Annotated in this window: 18 protein-coding genes; 8 read left to right on the forward strand and 10 right to left on the reverse strand. The window is 71.5% G+C overall.

The window, feature by feature from the left end:
* The first annotated feature begins 38 nt into the window (after positions 1 to 38).
* The 3 genes from QMO56_RS09455 (at position 39) to QMO56_RS09465 (ending at position 3,978) form a co-directional block, all read left to right on the forward strand.
* A complete protein-coding gene (locus QMO56_RS09455) occupies positions 39 to 677 on the forward strand; it encodes a chloramphenicol acetyltransferase (protein ID WP_283525200.1) in 639 nt (212 codons plus the stop codon).
* Positions 678 to 717: 40 nt separating this feature from the next.
* Entirely contained in the window at positions 718 to 1,563 is an 846-nt protein-coding gene (locus QMO56_RS09460; protein ID WP_283525201.1) for a universal stress protein, read from the forward strand.
* 87 nt (positions 1,564 to 1,650) lie between these two features.
* The gene (locus QMO56_RS09465) at positions 1,651 to 3,978 is read left to right on the forward strand and encodes a xanthine dehydrogenase family protein molybdopterin-binding subunit (RefSeq protein WP_283525203.1); all 2,328 of its coding nucleotides are present in this window, start codon (positions 1,651 to 1,653) and stop codon (positions 3,976 to 3,978) included.
* Positions 3,979 to 4,055: 77 nt separating this feature from the next.
* On the opposite strand, the gene QMO56_RS09470 is transcribed toward QMO56_RS09465, so the two are convergent.
* From QMO56_RS09470 to QMO56_RS09505, 8 genes are all read right to left on the reverse strand, one after another.
* Positions 4,056 to 4,664 (reverse strand): bifunctional 2-polyprenyl-6-hydroxyphenol methylase/3-demethylubiquinol 3-O-methyltransferase UbiG, encoded by a 609-nt coding sequence (locus QMO56_RS09470; RefSeq protein WP_283525204.1) that lies wholly within the window; start codon positions 4,662 to 4,664, stop codon positions 4,056 to 4,058.
* 25 nt (positions 4,665 to 4,689) lie between these two features.
* The gene (locus QMO56_RS09475) at positions 4,690 to 5,682 is read right to left on the reverse strand and encodes an NAD(P)-dependent oxidoreductase (protein WP_283525205.1); all 993 of its coding nucleotides are present in this window, start codon (positions 5,680 to 5,682) and stop codon (positions 4,690 to 4,692) included.
* Positions 5,683 to 5,736: 54 nt separating this feature from the next.
* Positions 5,737 to 6,324 (reverse strand): hypothetical protein, encoded by a 588-nt coding sequence (locus QMO56_RS09480; protein ID WP_283525207.1) that lies wholly within the window; start codon positions 6,322 to 6,324, stop codon positions 5,737 to 5,739.
* Positions 6,325 to 6,437: 113 nt separating this feature from the next.
* Positions 6,438 to 7,322, reverse strand: a complete 885-nt coding sequence (locus QMO56_RS09485) for an MBL fold metallo-hydrolase (RefSeq protein ID WP_283525208.1) — start codon at positions 7,320 to 7,322, stop codon at positions 6,438 to 6,440.
* On the reverse strand, positions 7,319 to 8,224 hold the full coding sequence (locus tag QMO56_RS09490; RefSeq protein ID WP_283525210.1) for a DMT family transporter: 906 nt from the start codon (positions 8,222 to 8,224) through the stop codon (positions 7,319 to 7,321). The genes QMO56_RS09485 and QMO56_RS09490 overlap by 4 nt, the downstream gene beginning before the upstream one ends.
* Entirely contained in the window at positions 8,224 to 9,204 is a 981-nt protein-coding gene (locus QMO56_RS09495) for a DMT family transporter (RefSeq protein ID WP_283525212.1), read from the reverse strand. Before QMO56_RS09495 ends, QMO56_RS09490 begins: the two co-directional genes overlap by 1 nt.
* Positions 9,197 to 10,021, reverse strand: coding sequence for a MaoC family dehydratase N-terminal domain-containing protein (locus QMO56_RS09500; protein WP_283525214.1), 825 nt, complete (start codon positions 10,019 to 10,021; stop codon positions 9,197 to 9,199). The genes QMO56_RS09495 and QMO56_RS09500 overlap by 8 nt, the downstream gene beginning before the upstream one ends.
* The gene (locus QMO56_RS09505) at positions 10,021 to 11,661 is read right to left on the reverse strand and encodes a hypothetical protein (RefSeq protein WP_283525215.1); all 1,641 of its coding nucleotides are present in this window, start codon (positions 11,659 to 11,661) and stop codon (positions 10,021 to 10,023) included. The genes QMO56_RS09500 and QMO56_RS09505 overlap by 1 nt, the downstream gene beginning before the upstream one ends.
* A gap of 120 nt (positions 11,662 to 11,781) precedes the next feature.
* Between QMO56_RS09505 and QMO56_RS09510 the strand changes: the two genes are divergently transcribed.
* From QMO56_RS09510 to QMO56_RS09520, 3 genes are all read left to right on the forward strand, one after another.
* Positions 11,782 to 13,545: a glycosyltransferase gene (locus tag QMO56_RS09510; protein WP_283525217.1), complete on the forward strand. Its 1,764-nt coding sequence runs from the start codon at positions 11,782 to 11,784 to the stop codon at positions 13,543 to 13,545.
* A complete protein-coding gene (locus QMO56_RS09515) occupies positions 13,542 to 13,877 on the forward strand; it encodes a multidrug efflux SMR transporter (protein WP_283525218.1) in 336 nt (111 codons plus the stop codon). Before QMO56_RS09510 ends, QMO56_RS09515 begins: the two co-directional genes overlap by 4 nt.
* A 69-nt stretch (positions 13,878 to 13,946) precedes the next feature.
* Positions 13,947 to 14,873, forward strand: coding sequence for a DMT family transporter (locus tag QMO56_RS09520; protein ID WP_283525220.1), 927 nt, complete (start codon positions 13,947 to 13,949; stop codon positions 14,871 to 14,873).
* A 39-nt stretch (positions 14,874 to 14,912) separates the two neighbouring features.
* On the opposite strand, the gene hmpA is transcribed toward QMO56_RS09520, so the two are convergent.
* Positions 14,913 to 16,127: an NO-inducible flavohemoprotein gene (hmpA, locus tag QMO56_RS09525; protein WP_283525222.1), complete on the reverse strand. Its 1,215-nt coding sequence runs from the start codon at positions 16,125 to 16,127 to the stop codon at positions 14,913 to 14,915.
* Between the two features lie 78 nt (positions 16,128 to 16,205).
* Here hmpA and QMO56_RS09530 point away from each other — a divergent pair, with 78 nt between their 5' ends.
* Both QMO56_RS09530 and QMO56_RS09535 read left to right on the forward strand, forming a co-directional pair.
* Complete coding sequence (locus QMO56_RS09530) at positions 16,206 to 16,670, forward strand: Rrf2 family transcriptional regulator (protein ID WP_283525224.1); 465 nt, start codon at positions 16,206 to 16,208, stop codon at positions 16,668 to 16,670.
* A 143-nt stretch (positions 16,671 to 16,813) separates the two neighbouring features.
* Positions 16,814 to 17,326: a DUF2243 domain-containing protein gene (locus tag QMO56_RS09535; RefSeq protein WP_283525226.1), complete on the forward strand. Its 513-nt coding sequence runs from the start codon at positions 16,814 to 16,816 to the stop codon at positions 17,324 to 17,326.
* Positions 17,327 to 17,371: 45 nt separating this feature from the next.
* On the opposite strand, the gene QMO56_RS09540 is transcribed toward QMO56_RS09535, so the two are convergent.
* Positions 17,372 to 18,961, reverse strand: coding sequence for a gamma-glutamyltransferase (locus tag QMO56_RS09540; protein ID WP_283525227.1), 1,590 nt, complete (start codon positions 18,959 to 18,961; stop codon positions 17,372 to 17,374).
* Positions 18,962 to 19,057 lie beyond the last annotated feature (96 nt).

A 19,057-nucleotide genomic window follows, 5' to 3' on the forward strand; every position in this document is an offset into this window, starting at 1 on the left:
CCATCGGGCCGTCACGGCCCGCGTGGCAACGGCGGCCCATGCAGCAAGACCCTGACACCGCCCGCAAGCAGCTCGGCGAGACGCCCTTCATCGACCCTACCGCCCGCGTGCGCGACTGCACCTTCGGCCGGTTCAACGAGGTCGGCGCCCGCACCCGCCTCGCCGAATGCAGCCTGGGCGACTACGCCTATGTCGTGAACGACAGCGACATCATCTACACGACGGTCGGCCCCTTCTGCTCGATCGCCGCGCAGGTGCGGATCAACCCGGGCAACCATCCGCTGGACCGCGTGGCGCTGAACCACTTCACCTACCGCGCCAGCGCCTATGGCCTGGGCGAGGACGAGGCCGGCTTCTTCGACTGGCGCCGCTCCAAGCCCGTGACGCTCGGCCCGGATGTCTGGGTCGGGCATGGCGCCATCATTCTCCCCGGCGTGACGATCGGCACCGGCGCGGCCATCGGCGCCGGCGCGGTGGTGACGAAGCACGTGCCGGACTTCGCCATCGTCGTCGGCAACCCGGCGCGGGTGCTGCGCTATCGCTTCCCGCCGGAGATCCAGGCCGCCCTGAAGCGCATCGCCTGGTGGGCCTGGCCCGACGCGAGGCTGCGCGAGGCGCTGCCGGAGATCCGCACTCTCTCCGCCGAGGAGTTCTGCCGCAGGCACGACCCGGTGTAGGATCGCGCCGAGTCACGCCTGAGGAAGGGGGAACGCGCCGATGATCCGCAGCATCCTGGTTGCGCTGGACGACACGCCGGGCGCCGCAGCGGCGCGCGACCTCGCTATCTCCCTGGCGCGCCGCGGCGGCGTGCACCTGACCGCCGCCGTGGTGCTGGATCTGCCCCACACGCGGGATGCGCAGGGGCCGGTGCCGATCGGCGGCGCCGCCTTCATGGAGCACCGCAACGAGGCGCTGGCCCGCCGTGCCGAGCAGGCGGCGCAGAAGGCCCTCGCCGAATTCTCCGCCGCCGCCGGCGACCTGCCCTTCGACACGCTGCGCCTGGAGGACGCGCCGGAGCCGGCCCTGCTGAAGGCCAGCGCCCGGCATGACCTGATCGTGATCGGCCGTGATTGCACGCTCGGCCAGGAAGCGGCCGAGGACGGTGTCGCCCCGGTGATCGATGCGTTGCTGCGCCACGGTGCCCGTCCGCTGCTGGTGGTGCCGCCGCGCCGGGAGATGACGGACTACGATCCCGCGGGCACGGTGCTGGTGGGCTACGACGCCTCGGTGCCGGCGATGCGGGCGCTGCAGCTCTACGCCCTGCTGAAGCCCGAGGGCGAGGCGCATGCCAAGGTCTTCTGCTGCGACGAGGATCGCGCGCGCGCGAAGCGCATCGCCGAGGAAGGCGCCGACTACCTGCGCCGGCACGGGGTGGAGGCCACTGCCGTCGGCGTGACCGGCGAGCACCCGGCGGACCTGCTGGTGGCGGAAGCCACCGACGGCCATCCCCGCCTGATGGTGATGGGCGCCTATGAGAACACCGGCCTGCGCGGTTTCTTCCTCGGCTCCTCCACCGGCCGGCTGCTGCGCCACATGCCCTGCCCCATTTTCGTGCATCGCTGAGAAGGCGGAAGGGCGGCCCTCCCCCTTCCCCTTGCCGCCGGCATGGCCAATGATGGCGGCCAGGAAACATCCGGGGAGCTAAGACCCATGGCGAAATTCGGCCTCAGCCAGCCGGTGCGGCGCATCGAGGACCCCCGCCTGCTGCAGGGGCGCGGGCGCTACACGGATGACATCTCGGTGCCCGGGCAGCTGCACGCCTATGTGCTGCGCAGTCCGCATGCCCATGCCCGCATCCTCTCGGTTGATACCTCGAGCGCGGCCTCCCTGCCCGGCGTCCATGCCGTGCTCACCGGCCAGGACTGGCTGGATGACGGGCTCGGGCAGATCCCCTGCGCCGTTCCGCTGAAGAACCGCGACGGCACGCCGCGCGCCGAGACGCCGCGCTACGGCCTGGCCGTCGGCACCGTGAAGCATGTGGGCGACCCGGTGGCCTTCATCGTCGCCGACACCTACCAGCAGGCGCGCGACGCCGCCGAGGCGGTGTTCGTGGACTACGAGATCCTGCCCGCCTGCACCGATCTCGCCCATGCCATGGACGCGGACCAGCCGCAGATCTGGGACGGCGCGCCGAAGAACGTCTGCTTCGACTGGGCGACCGGCGACAAGGCGCAGACCGACGCCCTCTTCGCCCAGGCGGCGCATGTCACGAAGCTGACGGTGGTGAACAACCGCATCGTCGTGAACAGCATGGAGACCCGCGCGGCGCTGGCCGAGTACGACCCCGCCAGCGAGCGCTTCACCCTGCATGCCGGCACGCAGGGCTCCTGGCTGGTGAAGGACCTGCTGGGCAAGGCCGTCTTCCACCTGCCGCCGGAGAAGTTCCGCGTCATCACCCCCGATGTCGGCGGCGGCTTCGGCATGAAGCTCTACATGTACGGCGAGTATGCGCTGTGCTGCTGGGCCGCGCGCAAGTTGCAGCGGCCGGTGAAGTGGGTTTCCGAGCGGATGGAGGCCTTCCAGTCCGACACCCAGGGCCGCGCCAACCTGACGGAAGGCGAGCTGGCGCTGGACAAGGACGGCCGGTTCCTGGCGCTGCGCACCCGCAACTTGGCCGACATGGGCGGCTATCTCTCCACCTTCGCGCCCTTCATCCCCTGCGGCGCGGGCACCAAGGTGCTGGCCAGCGTCTACGGCTTCCAGGCCATCTACGCCAATGTGCTGGGCATCCTGACCAACACCGTGCCGGTGGACGCCTATCGCGGCGCCGGGCGGCCGGAGAGCAACTACCTCGTCGAGCGCCTGATCGACGCGGCGGCGCGCGAGATCGGCGTGGACCGCATCGAGCTGCGCAAGCGCAACATGGTCCCCGCCTCGGCCATGCCGCACAAGACACCGGTCGGCCAGACCTACGACTCCGGCGAGTTCGCCACCGTGCTCGACGCGGCCCTGACGAAGTCCGACTGGTCCGGCTTCGAGGCACGGCGTGCGGAGGCCGAGAAGCGCGGCAAGCGGCGTGGCATCGGCATGGCCTATTACCTGGAGGCCACCGGCGGCGATGCCTCGGAGCGCGCCGCCATGCGCTTCGCCGAGGATGGCATGGTGGACGTGCTGGTCGGCACCCAGTCCACCGGCCAGGGCCACGAGACGGCCTATGCCATGATCACCGGACATGAGCTGGGCATCCCGATCGAGAAGATCCGCGTGCTGCAGGGTGATTCCGACGGCCTGCCGAGCGGCGGCGGCACCGGCGGCGCGCGCAGCCTCTATTCCGAGGGCGCGGCGCTGCTCGCCACCGCCACCAGCGTCATCGAGAAGGGCAAGCAGGCCGCCGGCGAGGTGCTGGAGGCCGCGCCGGCCGATATCGAGTTCGCCGGCGGCCGCTTCACCATCGCCGGCACCGACCGCGCCATCGGCATCCTCGAACTGGCCGCCGCCCAGCGCGAGCGTGCCGCCAGGGGCGAGACGGTGACGCTGCTCGACGCCGCCGAGATCGCCGCCATCCCGGCCCACACCTTCCCCAACGGCTGCCACATCGCCGAGGTGGAGGTGGACCCGGACACCGGCCATGTGGAAGTCGCCCGCTACATCGTGGTGGACGATGTCGGCCACGCGCTGAACCCGCTGATCGTGCGCGGGCAGGTGCATGGCGGCGTGGCCCAGGGCATCGGCCAGGCCGTGTTCGAGCGCACCGCCTACGACCCGCAGAGCGGCCAGCTCCTCTCCGCCAGCCTCAACGACTACGCCCTGCCCCGCGCCGGCGACCTGCCGGATATCGAGGTGGAGCTGATGGAAATCCCCTGCACCACCAACGCGCTCGGCGTTAAGGGCGCAGGCGAGGCCGGCGCCGTCGGCTCGCCGCCGGCGGTGATGAACGCGCTGATCGACGCGCTCAGCCCCGTCGGCGTCACGCAGCTCGACATGCCGGCCACGCCGGAAGTGGTGTGGAAGGCGGTCGCCATGGGGAAGGCGGCCTGAAGCAAGGCCAGGGAGGGCGCCGCCCTCCCTGGACCCACCCGCCGGGGTGACAGTGTCACCCCGGACCCCGCCATTCGTTACGCGGGCCGGCGGAAAGCCAGCCGCGTCCAGCTCACCTCGGCGCGGTTGAACAATCCGTCCTTCCGCTCCAGGTGCAGCACCGGCTCCAGGCTCTCGGCCTCGGCGGCGCGCGTCATCTCCTCCAGCGTCACCTCGAACATGCGCCGGCCGGGTGGCACCGGGCCATGCCGCAGCGAGAGGATCATCACCCCGCCCGGACACAGCAGCCGCGCGACCCGCGGCATCGCCCGCGCGCGCTCCGCCTCGTCGAGATGCATCCAGACGGCGGTGAGCATCACCACGTCATAGCGCCCCGCCCGGCCGGCGAGGGTGGCGAGGTCCGGCAGGCTGTCGTCCAGCCACTCGATGCCCGGTTCGGGATGCAGCGCCATGGCCCGCTCGCGGAGCTCGCGTGTCGGCTCCACGGCGGTGACCGCATAGCCCTTGGCCGCCAGCGCCGCCGCGTCCCGCCCGGTGCCGGCGCCGACATCCAGCACGCGCGCCGGCGGCGCCGGCAGCAGATGCATCACCTGCCGGTGAACGTCGTGGAAGGAAATGCCCTCGTACTGCTTCACCAGCGCGTCGGCATTCTCGCCATAGCCTGCCGTGCCGCTCACGCGCTGCATCGCCACATCCCTGTACGCTCCCCGTTCATGCGCGGCGCAGGCGTTCCAGCCGATGCGCCGCCTCCGCATTCGCCGCGCCCTCCGGCAGGCGGCCCTCGGCCAGCGCGGCAACCTGCCGCACCGTGTCCATCGCCTGGTGCTCCGTCGCCTCGCGTGTCAGGCCACCGACATGCGGCGTGGCGATCACGTCCGGACGGCGGGCGAGACGCGGCGGTGGCATCTGGTCGGGCGCCGAGCCGACATCCAGCGCGGCGCCCGCGAGATGGCCGGAATCGAGCGCCGCCTCCAGCGCAGCCTCGTCCACCAGCCCGCCGCGCGCGAGGTTCACGAAGAAGGCCCCCTTGCGCATCAGCCCGAAAGTGCGGGCGTTCATCATGCCCGCCGTCTCCGGCGAGGCGACGGCGAGGCAGACGACGAAGTCCGCCTCCGCCAGCACGCCCTCCAGCGGCATTCCGGTCACGCCCTCCCCGAAATCCGGCACATGCGGGTCATAGGCCAGCACGCGCATGCCGCAGGCCTGCCCGAGTTGCCCCAGCCGCTGCGCGATGCGGCCATAGCCGATCAGGCCCAGCGTGGCGCCCGAGAGTTGCCGGCCCTGGCGCGGCTGGGGCGCCTGCCCCGCCCGCCCGGCCACCACCGCGTCCGAGATGCCGCGGGCGAGGTCCAGCATCATGCCCAGGCCCAGCTCGGCCACCGCCTCGGTGAAGCCCGGCGTGGCATGCGTCACCAGCACGCCATGTTGCGAGGCGGCCGGCACGTCGATGGTGCTGATGTCCACCGCGCAGCGCAGGAAGGCGACGAGATCCGGCGCGGCGGCGAAGGTGGCGGCCTGGCCGGGCGTGGCGCGGTCGGCGACGATCGCCTGGCAGCCGGCCGCCGCCTCGGCCAGCGCCGCACCCTCCAGCACGCGGCCGGTGGTGTTGCGCGCCACCTCGGCGTGCTGGCGCAGCGCCGCCAGGGCGCGCTCGCCGTAGTAGCGCGGAAACGCCGCCTCGGTGTGGGTCAGGAACACTTTCATGGCGGCGTCTCCTCCGGGGTTCTTGTTCTGGTCAGCAGGGCCGGCCGGCCGGCCTCACGGGAAGCGCACGGCCGGGCGGTCGCAGAGGTCGAGGCCACGCCGCTCCTCGGTGGCGCGATCGGCGTAGAGCACCTTCAGGTCGTAGCGGCAGGTGCCGGGTGGCAATTCCAGGCGGAGGCTGCGGCCGGGCCGCAGAGGATGCACGTCGAGCTGGTCCACGCCCCAGTCCGGCGCCCCGGAGGGCGAGACATAGGCGGCGATGATCGGCCGGCGTCCGGTGTTGCGCAGTTCGAGTCGCGGCTGTGGGGGCGGCACGGGCGGGCCGAGCCGGAACATGCGCGCCGCGCAGGTGTCGGCGTTGCGCATGTCCTGCACCGTGCCGTCGCGGAACACGGCCCGAAGGTCGTATCGGCAGCCGTCGCGCGGGTCGAGCCGCACCAGGCGGCTTGAGCCCGAGGGCACGGGCTGGCTCCCCAGCCGGTCATAGCCCCAGTCCTGGCTGCCCACCGGACTGGCGAACAGCATTTCCAGCGTCTGCCCGGTGTTGTTCACCACCGTGTAGCTGGGGTCCGGCTGGGCCGGTGCGGCGGTGGAGAGGATCGGCAGGGCCAGTAGGGCCAGCACGGCGGCACGAGGCGACATGCGGCAAAGCTCCGTTGAAGAGGCCGCGGAACCGGAGGGCACCGCGGCCGGACACCCTTCAGCAATGGTCCTGTCCCCGCCCGGTTGCAACAGCCGGCCTGGCCGCCGGCATATCAGGCGGCCGTCCAGTCCTCGGACACCCTGCGGGCGGCGCCCTCGGCCTCCAGCTTCAGCAGATGCGCCAGCAGGCTGCGCCCCGCCGCCGGCAGCAGGCGCGGATCGATCGGGCTGTAGAGGCGCAGCACCAGGGCTTCCACGCTCGCCGGCCCGTGCTGCCGCAACGCCTCGCGCAGCGTCGTCTCGCGCGCCTCGCGATGCGCCAGCAGCGCGCGGGTGAAGGGCGCCGGATCGGGCAGCGGTGCGCCGTGGCCGGGCAGGAACAGCCGGTCCCCGCGCGCGGCCAGCCGGGCGAGGCCGGCCATATAGGCCGCCATGTCGCCGTCCGGCGGGCTGACCACGCTGGTGGACCAGCTCATCACATGGTCGCCCGAGAACAGCACGCCGCTGCCCTCCAGCGCGAAACAGAGATGGTTGGCGCAGTGGCCGGGCGTGTGCAGCGCAACCAGCCGCCAGCCCGCACCCTCCAGCGCCGCGCCATCGGCCAGGATGCGGTCGGGGATGAAGTCGTGGTCGCCGCCGCGCAGCTCCTCGCCGGGAGGTGTCTGGTGCGGGCCGAAGCCGTAGGTCGGCGCACCGCTCTGCGCCCGCAGGGCGGCGGCACCCGGCGAGTGGTCGCGATGGGTATGCGTGACCACGATCTGGCCGATCCGCTCGCCTGCCAGGGCAGCCAGGATGGCCTCGCGATGGGCGGCGTCCTCCGGGCCGGGGTCGAGAACCGCCACCTCCCCTTCGCCGACCAGGTAGGTGTTGGTGCCGAGGAAGGTGAAGGGGCCGGGATTGCCGCAGCGGATCCGGCGCAGCCGCGCGCCGCCTGGCCGGCCGAGTTCCTCGACGGTGCCGGTTGGCAGAGGGTCGTCCTTCAGGAAGGGAATGCTCATGCCGACCTCCGCCGCATCTCGCGGTGCAGGATGTAGAGCCCGGCGCCGACGATCAATGCCCCGCCGGCCAGCATCGTCACGCTCGGCACGGTGCCCCAGACCAGCCATCCCAGCAGGATCGCCCAGAGCAACGCGCTGTAGGAGTAGGGACCGAGCGCCGAGACCTGGGCGCTGGCATAGGCCTCGGTGGAGAGCACCTGGGCGAGGCCGCCCAGCAGTCCGAGGCCGATCAGCAGCGGCAGTTCCCCGGCGGTCGGCGTCACCCAGACGAAGGGCAGCGCCAGGAAGGTGATGCCGGTCATCAGCAGCGACTGCCACATGACGATGGTGCTGCTGGCCTCGGTGCCGGAGAGCTGCCGCACCAGCATGGTGGTCAGGCCGGAGAAGAAGCCGTTCGAGGCGGCGGCGATGAAGGCGGCCCAGCGCAGCCAGGAGGGCACGCCCGACTCGCCGGAGGCCCCGCCGAGGAAGGCGCCCTGGCCGAGCGCGATGACCAGGATGCCCAGGAAGCCGACGACCACCGCGCCCCAGCGATGCACCCCCGGCCGCTCGCCGAGGAAGGGGATGGAGAGGATGGTGACGAAGAGCGGCGTCGAATAGGTCAGCGCCGTCTGCTCGGCGAGCGGCAGGATGGTCAGCGCGAAGAAGGAGCAGGCCATCGAGGACAGGCCCGTGATGGCCCGCGTGAGATGGCCGCCGAAGCGGCGCGTGCGCAGCGTGACGTGCCGGCGCCAGGCGATCAGCGCCACCACCGGCAGGGCCAGCAGGTTGCGGAAGAACATGATCTCCGGGAAGGGAATGTGGTCGCCCAACCCTTTGATCAAGGCGTTCATCAGGGTGAACAGCGCGGTGGCGCCCAGCATCAGCAGGGCGCCGCGGCGGACGTCGTGGCGGAGAGGCATCAGCGCGGCCCGGCGCCTCCCGCCGCATCGGCAGCGGCACGGCGCGCCGTCCGGGCGCGCACCCGCTCGCGGTGCAGGTTGTAGAGTCCGGCAGCGATAACGATGGCCGCCCCGAGCAGCGTGCCGGATGCCGGGAACTCGCCCCAGATGGTCAGCCCCAGCAGCAGGCCCCAGACCAGGGTGGTATATTCGAAGGGCGCCAGCACCGAGACCGGCGCCAGCGCGAAGGCGCGGGCGAAGAGGAAATGCGCCAGCCCGTTGATGCAGCCCAGGAACACCAGCGCGGCCACCACCGGCGCGGCGGGCAGCAGGACCGGCGGCGGAAAGGCCGGCAGCAGCAGCAGGCCGACCGGCACATGCGCCAGCAGCAGCCAGAAGGCGATGGTGGCGGGGCTGTCGGTGCGGGCGAGCAGGCGGGTCCAGATGCGGGTCACCGCCATCAGGCCGACGGCGGCCAGCAGCATCGCCGCCGGCCAGCCCCAGAGCGCACCGCCCGGCCGCAGCATGATCAGCACGCCGCCGAAGCCGGCCGCCGTGCTGGTCCAGCGCCGCCAGCCCACCGTCTCGCCCAGCAGCGGAATGGCCAGCAGCGTCATCAGCAGTGGTCCGGCGGAAGCGACCGCATAGCTGTCCGCCAGCGGCATGCCGCCGGCCCAGGCGATGTAGTAGACGACGGTGACACCACAGTGCAGCAGCGAGCGGGCGCCGATCAGCCGGAGATTCACCGGCCGCAGCGAGGCGCCGCGTGCCAGCAGCGCGATGGCGAGCGCGCCGAAGACGCCGCGCCAGATCATCGCCGCCGCCGGCCCGACCTGCGGCAATGCCCATTTCACGGAGGCGTCGGCGCAGGCCACGACGGCATAGCCGAGGGCGATCAGCGCGATGCCGCGCACCGCGTCGTCGAGCGCTGGCAGCGTTCCGGGCAGCGCCACCGCGAGCGCCGGCGCGGCGGCCGGCGCGGCGGGTTGTCGGTCAGACAAGCTCGGCCTCGGCGGTCAGGCAGGTGGCGCCGCTGGGGTCGCGGGTCTCCAGCAGGATGCGGCCGTCCTCACGGCGCGCCATCAGAGTGAGCGGATTGCCGCCGATCGCCGGGCGCTGGCCACGGAAGCGGAAGCGCGCCAGCCGCGCGCCCTCGCCCGCCACGTCCAGCGCATGCTGCGCCAGCCAGGTGGCCTGCAGCGGGCCGTGCACCACCAGCCCCGGATAGCCCTCGACCTGGGTGACGTAGGGGTGGTCATAGTGGATACGGTGGCCGTTGCCGGTGAGCGCGGAGTAGCGGAACAGCAGTACGGAATCCGGCATCACCAGGGCGCGCTGCGCGTCGGGCCAGTCCGGCGCCGGCGGCGCGGCGCGCACCGCCGCGCCGCCGGCGCCGCGATAGACGATGTCGTGCTCCTCTTCCAGCACCGGGCCGCGCGGGCCTTCCAGCACATGCTTCACGGTGACGAAGACCAGCTCGCCGCTGCCGCCCGCCTTGCTCTCGATGCGCAGGATGGTGCTGGTGCGGCGCACGTGGTCATCGGTGCGGATGTCACCCTGGAAGCTGAGCCGGCCGCCCGCCCACATGCGGCGCTCCAGATGGTGCACCGGCGGCAGGAAGCCGCCGCGCCGGGGATGGCCGTCCGGCCCCAGCCCATCGGCCGGCTTCCAGTCCTGGAACAGCATCCAGTGCCAGAGCGGCGGCAGCGCGCCCTGCGGCACGGGACGGGAGAGCGTGGCGGCGAGCCCCTCCACCAGCCGGGCATCGACCCGGTCATCGCGTGTCTCGGTCCGGCCGAGATAGTCCTGGTAGGGCATCAATCTTCCTCCCGCCTGAAGAGCATATAGCCGTCAATCTCGCCTGCGGGGCGATAATGCCGCCACGCCTCGGCGAAAAGCGGGTTGCGGCTGAAATACGCGATCATGTCGAACTCCCCGTTGCAGGCGGGGATGCCGCTCCAGCGCGAGACCATCACCACCGCCGGGCGATCCCAGGCCAGATTCTCCGCCACCGTGCGGTAGACCAGGAACTCGGCCCGACCCATCGCCCAGGGCGCACGGTAGCGCGGCGCGCCGGGCTGGCAGTGCTGATAGGTGGCCTGCAGCAGCCAGGTGCTCATGAAGGGCAGCACCAGCCTCGCATCGGCATAATTCACCGCCGGGTAGACGTCAGGAATGTCCGGCGAGAGCACCAGCAGGCGTCTGCCCTGCGCCTCATGCTCCAGCCAGGCGGCGAGCCGGCCGCCGCGGCTTTCCCCGTAGCCGAACTCGATCCAGGGCGCCTGGCCGCCGCGCAGGGTGAAGAGGGCGAAGGCGAAGCTGGCACCGGCGGCCAGCAGCGGCGCGGCGCGGCGCGCGGAGGCGGCGGGCAGCACATGGTCCGCGCCGCGCGCCAGCAGCACGCCGCAGGCCAGCCCGCCCCAGGTCCAGACCGGAACGAGGTGGTAGCTCCAGCCCTTGTGCTGCACCAGCGCTGCCGCCAGCCCACCCAGCGCCGCCGCCGCCGCCAGCCGGGGCAGCCCGCCGAGGCGCGGCGCCAATGCGGTCAGCGCCGCCATCCCCAGCGCGAACAGGAGAGCGCTGCCGGTGGTCGCGGTCAGCAGCACCTTCCACCAGACGCCGCCACCCAGGCCGATGTACCAGTCCCAGACCAGCGGCAGGACGCGGCCGAAATAGCCGGGGAAGAAGAGTGGGATGGCGGCGACGTAGAGCGCCCAGATGGCGACCATCAGCCAGGGCACCGGATCGCGCAGGGCCGCCGCGCCACGCCTTGGCCAGCCGGCCAGCAGCACCACAGCCTCCACCAGCGCCGGAGTCGCGAGGAAATGCGGCTTCAGCGCGAAGCCGAGTGCCGCGAGAGCGGTGACCGGCAGCATAAGCCCCACCGGAGTGGGTACTCCCTCGCTGCGCCGCTCGGCCAGGAAGAGGTAGGGCAGCGCAGCGGCTGCCATGATCTGCTCGCGCTGGCCGAAATCATAGCCGGCAGCCAGCAGCAGCAGGGGCAGCAGGGCGAACAGCACGGCGCGCTCCACCGGCCCTTCCGGCCGGGCCGTCGCCCGCGGCCGGGCGCGCAGCATCGTGCAGAGCCCCCAGGCCAATGCGCAGAGAGCCAGCAGCAGGGCGTGCAGCGCCTGTGGCGGGGTGAGCGGCGTCCAGCGCGCCAGCCAGACCGCCGGCAGGTTCAGCAGGAAGATCAGCGGCGGGTTGACGTCGATAAGGTCGTCGTAGAGCCGTTCGGGGCCCAGCATGCGGGCGGCGAAGTCCAGCACGGCAGCGACATCGTGGTTCAGCGGCGGTGCCAGCACGACGGCCAGGAAGCCAAGGGCCGGCAGCAGCGCCAGCACCTTCGCCAGCGGGGCCCGCCGGGCCTCCGCCTGAGGGGCCTCCGCCTGAGCAAGTGGTGCCGGCAACGCCAGGGCGGGGTTCGGCAGGGCCTGCTCGCCCGCGGCGGTCTGCATCGGGTGCTTCATCAGAGGCCGGCTTGTCCTTCTCCCAACGGGTAGGCTTCTGCAATCCCATTGCGGCGAGGATCGGGCGCTGCCACAAGCTTCGCTGTGGATCCTTATGAATACGACCTGATGGATTCGGCCGAGGAGGCAATGTGGTGGTACCGCGCCCTCCGCAACCGAATCGAGGCGACGCTGCGCGCCCGGCCGATGCCTGCCGGGCCGTGGCTCGATGTCGGCTGCGGCACCGGCGGGCTGCTGCGCCACCTGGCGACGGCCTTCCCGGGCCAGGCGCTTCATGGCCTGGAATACAACCCGCGCGCGGCGCAGCGCGCCGCGGCCAAGTCCGGAGCCGCCGTCGCCGCGGGGGATGCCGCCGCCCTGCCCTTCCCCGACTCCTGCTTCGCGGCGGTCACCGCCCTCGACGTGCTTTGCCATGCCGCCGTGGACCAGCCCCGCGCGCTGGCCGAGATGCGGCGCGTGCTGCAGCCGGGCGGGCTGCTGGTGCTGAACCTGCCGGCCTTGCGCTGGCTGCACTCGGCGCATGACCGCCGCGTGCACAATGCCCGCCGCTATACCACGCGGGAGGCGCAGGAGATGCTGGCGCAGGCCGGCTTCACCCCTATCCAGGTGGGTTACTGGAACAGCTTGCTGTTGCCGCTCATGGTGGCACAGCGCAAACTGCTGGCGCGCGGCGAAGATGCCGCCAGCGATGTCGCCCCGTTTCCGCCCTGGCTCGATGCCCTGCTGTTCCGGGCCACCGAAGCCGAGGCTGCCTTGGCCCACCGGGGCATGGCCTTTCCGGCCGGCGGATCGGTGCTCGCCGTCGCTGCCCGAACCTGGCCGGAAGCCGCCTCCCCCGCCCCGCAGAGAGCTCCACGCATGACGTTCCTCTCTCCCACCGAACCCGCCCCCTCCGTCGGTCTTTCCATCGTGGTGCCGGTCTATCGCGGCGCCGACACGGTGGGTCATCTGGTCGAGGCGCTGTCCGCGCTGAAGCCGGCCGGCGGCATCGAGATCGTGCTCGTCAACGACGGCAGCCCCGACAACAGCGGCGATGTCTGCCGCGCGCTCGCCGCCAGCGCCACCGTGCCGCTCACCTATGTCGAGCACGCGCGCAACTTCGGCGAGCACAACGCCGTCATGACCGGGCTGCGGCATGTGCGCGGGCGCTACGTCATCACCATGGACGACGACCTGCAGAACCCGCCCGAGGAGGTGGTGCGGCTCTACGACCATGCCCGGCTCGGTGGCTGGGACGTGGTCTACACCCGCTACGCCGAGAAGAAGCATGCGGTCTGGCGCAATCTCGGCTCCCGCTTCGCCAACTGGGTGGCGGACCAGCTGATGGACAAGCCGAAGGGACTCTATCTCTGCTCCTTCCGCTGCATGTCGGCGCTCGTGGCGCAGGAGGTGGCGCGCTACTCCGGTCCCTATCCCTATGTGGACGGGCTGATCATGCAGGTGACGCAGCGCATCGACAGCATCGAGGTGAAGCATTTCGCGCGCGTGCAGGGCCGCTCCAACTACACGCTGCGCCGGCTGATCCGGCTGTGGCTGAACCTGGCGACCAATTTCTCGCTGCTGCCGCTGCGGATGGCGATGTTCGCCGGCGTCGGCATGGGCCTGCTCGGCATGGTCGGTGCGGTCTTCACCATCATCGAGGCACTGACGAAGGACACGCCCTCCGGCTGGGCCTCGATGATGACCGTGATGCTGCTGTTGGCCGGCGTGCAGTTCCTGATCCTGGGCGTGCTGGGCGAATATGTCGGCCGCGCCTTCCTCTCGGCCAATGGCAAGCCGCAGGGCGTGGTGCGCGAGGTGGTCGCCACCCGCGCGGCGCGAGGCGAGGCCATCATGCACGAGGCGCAGCCGCAGCAGGCGCCGGGCGCATGATCGCTTCGTGGCTGGTGCTCGCCGCCGCCATCTGCACTTCGCTCTGCGGGCAGGTCCTGCTGAAGGCCGGCACGCTCGGAAGCGGCGGCTTCCTGCACCAGCTCTTCCGCTGGCAGACCATCCTTGGCCTCGGCTTCTATGGCGGTGCGGCGATGCTCTACATCGTCGCGCTTCGCAAGCTGCCGATGAGCGTGGCGCTGCCCTGCACCGCGGCCTCCTATATCGTCGTCGCGCTGATCGGGCACTACGCCTTCGGCGAGGCGCTGGGCGCGCAGAAGCTGGCCGCCATCGGCCTGATCTCGGCGGGGGTGGTGCTGCTCGCCACGGCCTGAGGGGCCGCGGCACGCCTCTTGCGGGCCTTGCTCCGGGCGCCTAGGCAGCCGGCGCCGCAGGAGAGAATGATGTCAGCCCCCGACCGCGCCCAGCCTGCCCGCCTTGGCCTCGCCGGCCGCCTGTGGCAGGCTCCCACCCTGTTGCTCGCCGCGGCGGCGCTGTTCTGGGCCGGCAACTTCGTCGTGGGGCGGGCGGTGCACGGGGGAGCCTCGCCCTTCTTCCTGGCCTTCTGGCGCTGGCTCGGCGCCTTCCTGCTGGTGCTGCCCCTCGCCTGGCCGCATCTGCGGCGCGACTGGCCCGAATTGCGCCGGCACTCCTGGCGGATGCTACAACTCGCCTTCCTCGGCATCGCCAGCTTCAGCGTGCTGGTCTATGCCGGACTGCGCTCGACGGCGGCGATCAACGGCCTGCTGCTGCAGTCAGTGATTCCGCTGGCCATCCTCCTCGCTTCCTTCCTGCTGTTCGGCGAAAGGCCGCGCCGGTTGCAGATGCTGGGTGTGGCGCTCTCGGTGGGCGGCGTGCTGGCCATCGCCTCGCGCGGCTCCCTGGCGGACCTGCTGCGCCTCCGGCTGCACCCGGGCGATCTCTGGATCCTCGCCGCCGTGCTGGCCTATGCGATGTATTCGGCCTGCCTGCGGCTGCGCCCGCGCGTGCATCCGCTGAGTTTCCTGGCCAGCAGCGCGCTGCTCAGCGTGCTGCTGCTGCTGCCCGGCTATCTCTGGGAGGTGCGGGCCGCCACGGCGCCGCCCGTCAGCGGCGCCACTTTGCTGGCGATCGGCTACCTGGCGCTGTTCCCCTCGCTGCTCTCCTATCTCTGCTTCAACCGCGGCGTGGAACTGATCGGCGCCAACCGCGCCGGGCAGTTCATCCACCTGATGCCGCTGTTCGGCAGCATCCTGGCGGTGGTGTTCCTCGGAGAGAGCCTGCAGGGCTTCCACCTTGCCGGGCTGGCGCTGATCGGCGGCGGGATCGCGCTGGCGATGGCGGCGCGCTGAGGCGGCCCCGAAGCGGCTTCCTTCGGGGCCTGCCGGGTCTCAGGCCGCCAACAGTTCGTCGGCGGGGCCGAAGAACTCGTAATGGAGCCGTTCCGCTGGCACCCCAGCCTCCAGCAGGCCGCCCACGAAGGCGCGCAGGAAGGGGCGCGGACCGCACAGATAGTAGTCGGCCTCGCCGAGCGGGGTATTGGCGCACAACCAGTCCATCGTCATCCGCCCCTCCGCGTCATAGGCCGCGCCCTGCACATCCTGCGGCCGCGGGCACTCGTAGAAGGTGACCGCCCGGATGGCGCCGCCGGAAGCCTTGGCCAGGGCCTTCGCCCGTGCGCCGAGCGCGTGGGTCGCGCCGGACAGCGTGCCATGGACGAACTGCACGGGCCGCGCCGCGCCTTCCGCCGCAAGGGTCTCCAGCATGCTCATCAGCGGGGTCTGGCCGACGCCGCCGCTCAGCAGCACCAGCGGGCGCTCCGGGCGCTCCGGCAGGACGAACTCGCCGGCCGGCGCGGCCACCTTCAGCCGGGTGCCGGGCTGCACCGCATCGTGCAGCCAGTTGGAGGCGAGGCCCATCGGCTCGCGCTTCACGGTGATGCGGTACTGCGCGTCACCGGGCGCGGAGGAAATGCTGTAGTTGCGCTTCAGCGGCGCATGGCCGGGGATCTCCAGCCAGAAGGTCAGGTACTGGCCGGGACGGTGCCGCAGCACCGGGGCCCCATCGGCAGGCGCAAGGGTGAAGGAGGTGATGATCTCACTCTCGCGCACCTTCTCCTTCACCACGAAATCGCGCCAGCCGCTCCAGCCGCCGGGGGCATTGGCATGCTCGTCATAGATCTGCTTCTCGCGCCCGATCAGCAGGTCCGCGAGGAACCAGTAGGCCTCGCCCCAGGCCTCGAGGATTTCCGGCGTCGCGGCATCGCCCAGCACGTCCTTGATGGCGCCGAGCAGCGCCTCCGCGACATAGGGATAGTGCTCGGGCAGGATGTTCAGCCCGACATGCTTCTGCGCGATCCGCTCCACTGCGGTGGACAGCACGCCCAGATTGTCGATGTTCCGCGCATAGGCCAGCACCGCCGTCGCCAGTGCCTTGGGCTGCGAGCCGGTCTCGCCGTGGTGGGACTGGTTGAACAGGTCGCGGATTTCCGCGTTCTGGAACATCCGCTCATACATGCGGCGGGTGATCGCGAGGCCATGAGCCTCCAGCGCCGGCACCGTCGCCTTGACCAGAGAGACCGTTTTGTCGCTGAGCTGGCGAGGCATTATCCGCTCCATAAGATGTATTAACGATGCACCTTATGGCCTACTGGCCAAAAGGTGTAAAGGCGCTACATCTTCCCTATGCGCCTCACCCTCCACACCGACTACGCCCTGCGCAGCCTGATCTATCTTGGCCTGCGCCAGGGGCAGCGCGTCTCGATCCATGAGATCGCGGCGGCTCACCGCATCTCGGAGAACCACCTGGTGAAGGTGGTGCACAATCTCGGCCGCGGCGGCTTCGTGGAGACGACGCGGGGACGCGGAGGTGGCCTCCGGCTGGCGCGGCCGCCGGAGCAGATCCGCATCGGCGAGGTGGTGCGCTTCACCGAGGAAGACATGGCCCTGGTTGCCTGCTTCCAAACACCGGGCGCTCCTGGCGGTTGCGCCCTGGCCGATGCCTGCCGGCTGCAATCCCTGCTCGGGGAGGCGCTCAACGCCTTCCTGGCCGTGCTGGACGGCAAGACGCTGGCCGATCTGCTGGCACCGCCGAACTGGGCGGCGATGGCGGCGCGGCTTGGGCTGGCGGAGGATGCGCCGGCCGCCTGATGCGCCATGGCCGCGGGACCCTCGCGCACCGGCGCTGCGCGGCGCCCGCCCAGGCGCTCAGTTCTGATTGAGCAAGGACCGCGTCATTTGACACGATGCCGGTGGAAACCTCCCATGGCCGCCTTCTGAGCAAAGGGATGGCGATGGAACAGGAAGCGCGGAACCGATCTTTCCCGATCGCGGCTGGCATCTTCTTCGGGCTGGGCATCGGCGGCTTCTTCGACGGCATCGTGCTGCACCAGGTGCTGCAGTGGCACCACATGCTGAGCAGCCGCCATCCGGCCGACTCGGTCGAGGGGCTGGAATTCAACACGCTATGGGACGGCCTGTTCCACAGTGCCACCTACGTCTTCGTGCTCATTGGGCTGGTCCTGCTCTGGCGGGCTGCGCATCGCCGGCACCTCGCCTGGTCCAACAAGCTCCTGGCCGGCACGTTGCTGATCGGCTTCGGCCTCTTCAACTGCGTCGAGGGCCTCGTGGACCACCAGATCCTCGGCGTGCATCACGTCAACGAGCAGGCGCCGCGCGAGCAGTGGATCTATTGGGATCTCGGCTTTCTGGCCTGGGGCGCCGCCATGCTCGTCGGCGGCCTGCTGATCACACGGGCCGGGCGACGGGAGACGGCCGCGGCAGAAAGCCCCGCAGGGAAGGCGTGACGCCGTGCAGCGGGAAGGGCAGCACCCTTCCCGCCCTCCCCTGGCTCAATGCGCCGCGATGGCGGCCGACCAGGGCGTCATCACGTCGCTGATGCCCGCGAAGCCCTCCGCCTCCTTCCGGATCAGGTTCGGGCAGGCGAAGTTCACCGGCAGCACGGCATGCTCGACCACGCTCAGCCGGCCCTGCGCCTCCAGCGCCGCCAGCACGTCGGCGGGCAGGCGGCGGTCGGCGGTGGCGCCGTCCGGGCCGGAGACGTCGATGCGCGGATGGTGCGCCGCCGCCGCCGGGTCCATGCCGAAATCCAGGCTGAAGGCCAGCATCTGGTAGACCGAGGCCAGGATGCGGCGGCCGCCGGAGGCGCCCAGCGCCATCACCGGCCCCGTCCCGTCCGAGACGGTCACCGGGCACATGTTGCAGAGCGGCCGGGCACCGGGGCGGATGGCATTGGCCGAGCCGGGGGCAGGGTCGAACCACATCATGCCGTTGTTCATCAGCACGCCGGTGCCCGGCAGCACCACGCGGCTGCCCATGGAGGAGAGCAGCGTGGTGGTCATCGCCACCATGTTGCCGGCGGCATCCACCACCGTCAGGTGGGTGGTGCAGGTCTCGGAGGGCTCGGGCGGGGTGCTGGCGGCGCCGAGCCCCTCCAGGCGCTCCGCATAGGCGTTGCGCATGGTGCGGGCGAGCGCGCTGAACCAGGCGGCATCCGGCGCGGCCGGCGCGTCGAACTTCGCCATCTCCCCGACCACGCGCGCCAGGGTCGGCGCCGCGGTGAGGCCGCCGGCGCCCTGCAGGGTGAGGCCGCCCCGCCAGGGAATGGCCAGCGCCGGGCGGATGCGGGCCTGGCAGTCGCGCAGGTCCTGGGCAGAGAGCCGGCCGCCCATCGCCTTCACGTCGGCGGCGATGGAGGCGGCGATCTCGCCCTCGTAGAAGTCGCGCCAGCCGGCGTCGCGCAGCCGCTCCAGCGTCTCCGGCAGGCGCCCCTGGGTGAAGAAGCCGGGCGCGCCCTGATAAGGGGCGACCGGCGGCAGCCCCTCCGGCAAATAGATGCGCGCGCTCTCCGGGTAGAGCTTCAGCACCTTGGCGGAATTCGCCACCTTGAGCGTCGTGTACCAGTCCTGCGGCAGGCCCCGCCGCGCCAGGGCAATGGCCGGACCGAGCAGCTCGGCGAGAGGCAGGCCGCTGCCGAAGCGCTCGGCCAAGGTGGCATAGCCGGCCACCGAGGACGGAATCGCGAAGGAGAGCGGGCCGTGGATGTTGCGGTCGCCCTCCACCTCCGGCCAGGCGAAGAGATCCTGCTTCGTCTTCCCGGTCAGCGGGTAGTCCGCCGGGTTGCTGGCGGCGGGCGCGACAGGGCCGAAATCCACCAGCTCGGCACCCGGGCTCCCGGCCTTGTGCACCACCGCGAAGCCGATGCCGCCGAGGCCGGAGTTCCACGGCTCCATGCTGGCCAGGGCGAAGGCGGTGGCGACAGCGGCATCCGCCGCGTTGCCGCCCGCCTCCAGCACCGCCACGCCGGCCTCCGCCGCCGCCCGGCTCTGGCTGGCGACGATGCCGCGCGCGCCACGCGCGGTCGGCTTGGTCACCTGCCAGTGCTGGGTGGTGAAGGGCGGCGGGGCGTAGGAGACGGGCATGGCGGAGGCATCCTCGGCAAGGTGAGGAGGCGGAGGGTCCACCCATTGCACGCCCTCGGCAATCCCCTTCCCCCCTTTGCCCGGTGCGGGGATGCG

It is taken from the genome of Roseomonas sp. E05 (assembly GCF_030063475.1).
Lineage (GTDB): Bacteria > Pseudomonadota > Alphaproteobacteria > Acetobacterales > Acetobacteraceae > Pseudoroseomonas.